Genomic DNA, 1469 nt, shown 5'->3' on the forward strand with positions numbered 1-1469 from the left:
TAAGAGACAGCCCCCAGGTCGTGTGGCTCGGCGGCTGGGGCCCCGGCACCGGCGTCGGCATCCCGCTGGCCGCCGACCCCCTCGCCGCCGGGCTCGCCTGCGTCACCGCCGCCCTCACCCTGGCCGCGCTCGCGTTCTCCTGGCGGTACTTCGCCGAGATCCAGGCGATCTTCCACGCGCTCATGCTGCTGTTCCTGGCGGCGATGTGCGCGTTCGTGTACACTGGCGACCTGTTCGACGCGTTCGTGTTCTTCGAGCTGATGAGCGTCGTCGCGTTCGCGCTCACCGGCTACCGCTCCGAGGAGCCCTCCACCGTCCACGGCGCCCTCAACTTCGGCATCGTCCAGTCGATCGGCGCCTACCTCACCCTCACCGGCATCGCGCTGGTCTACGGCCGCACCGGCGAACTCGGCCTGGCCACCGCCGGGAAGAGCCTCGCCGCCGGCACCGGCGCCCACGCCGACGCGCTCGCCACCGCCGCGTTCGTGCTCATCTGCACCGGCTACCTCGTCAAGGCCGCCGCGGTCCCCTTCCACTTCTGGCTCGCCGACGCCCACGCCGTCGCCCCCACCCCCGTCTGCGTCCTGTTCTCCGGCATCATGATCGAACTGGGCGTGTACGGGATCGCGCGGACCTACTGGGCCGTGTTCGCCGACCTCGTCCCGCTGCGCGCCATCGCCGTCCTGGGCGCCGCCGCCGCGGTGCTGGGCGCCGTGATGTGCGTCCTGCAGCACCACATCAAGCGGCTGCTGGCCTACTCCACCATCAGCCACTCCGGGCTGCTGCTGCTCGGCGTCGCCGCCGGCACCCCCGAGGCGCTCGCCGGCACCGCCTACTACCTGGCCGGGCACGCCGCGGTGAAGGGCGCGCTGTTCCTGGCCGCGGGGGCCCTGCTCAACCGGCACCAGAGCGTCGACACCCGCGACCTGCACGGCCGCGGACGCGGCATGCCCGTCACCGGAGCCACGTTCCTGATCGGCGCGCTGTGCCTGGCCGGCGTGCCGCCGTCCGGGCTGTTCGCCGGGCACTCGGTCACCGAGCACGCCGCCCTGAAGATCGGCTGGTGGTGGTTCATGCCGCTGTCGGTCGCCGCGGCCGCGCTCACCGCCGGCGCCGTCCTGCGCGTGTGGCTCGTGGTCTTCCGCGGCACCCCCGCCGGCGGCGACACCGCCCCGGCCCCGTCCGGCGCGCCCGCCGGCGGGCAGTCCGGGCAGGAGGACCCCGAGACGCCGGTGAAGCTGCGGTCCATCCCCTGGATCATGCTCGCCCCCGCCGCCGTCCTGCTCGCCGCGGGGCTGCTGGCCGGGCTGATGCCCGGCGGGCCCATCGCCGACGCGGCCCACGTGTTCGCCGACCGCGGCGCCTACGCCGGGCTCGTCCTGGACGGCCACGTCACCCACCCGCACGCACCGCCCGCCGCTCCCTGGACCCCGTCCGGCCTCGGCGCGGCCGCCGCCGCCCTGCTGCTC

1 protein-coding gene is annotated in these 1469 nt (G+C 74.9%); it reads left to right on the forward strand.

The features are described 5' to 3' along the window. Positions 1-1469: complex I subunit 5 family protein (locus tag E1285_RS45045; protein ID WP_132161029.1), on the forward strand; the 1469-nt coding region annotated here is incomplete at both ends.

The organism is Actinomadura sp. 7K507 (assembly GCF_004348425.1).
In the GTDB taxonomy this organism is placed as follows: domain Bacteria; phylum Actinomycetota; class Actinomycetes; order Streptosporangiales; family Streptosporangiaceae; genus Spirillospora.